The sequence below is a fragment of the Janthinobacterium rivuli genome (assembly GCF_009208735.1).
In the GTDB taxonomy this organism is placed as follows: domain Bacteria; phylum Pseudomonadota; class Gammaproteobacteria; order Burkholderiales; family Burkholderiaceae_D; genus Janthinobacterium.
The window spans coordinates 1-220 of record NZ_WFLJ01000114.1 but is presented as its reverse complement, the minus strand read 5'-3'; the positions used below and the strand labels follow the sequence as shown (position 1 = coordinate 220).

1 rRNA gene is annotated in these 220 nt (G+C 52.7%); it reads left to right on the top strand.

The features are described from left to right. Positions 1-220: ribosomal RNA gene (locus GCN78_RS30100) — 23S ribosomal RNA — on the top strand; the annotation flags it as partial.

Below are 220 nucleotides of genomic sequence, written 5' to 3'. Positions count from 1 at the left end.
CGAGATTCCCAAAGTAGCGGCGAGCGAAATGGGAAGAGCCTGTACGTGATAGTCGGACCGATAACAGAATCCTCTGGAAATAGGAGCCATAGTGGGTGATAGCCCCGTATGTGAAATCGGACCGGTGGTACTAAGCGTACGACAAGTAGGGCGGGACACGTGACATCCTGTCTGAATATGGGGGGACCATCCTCCAAGGCTAAATACTCGTAATCGACCG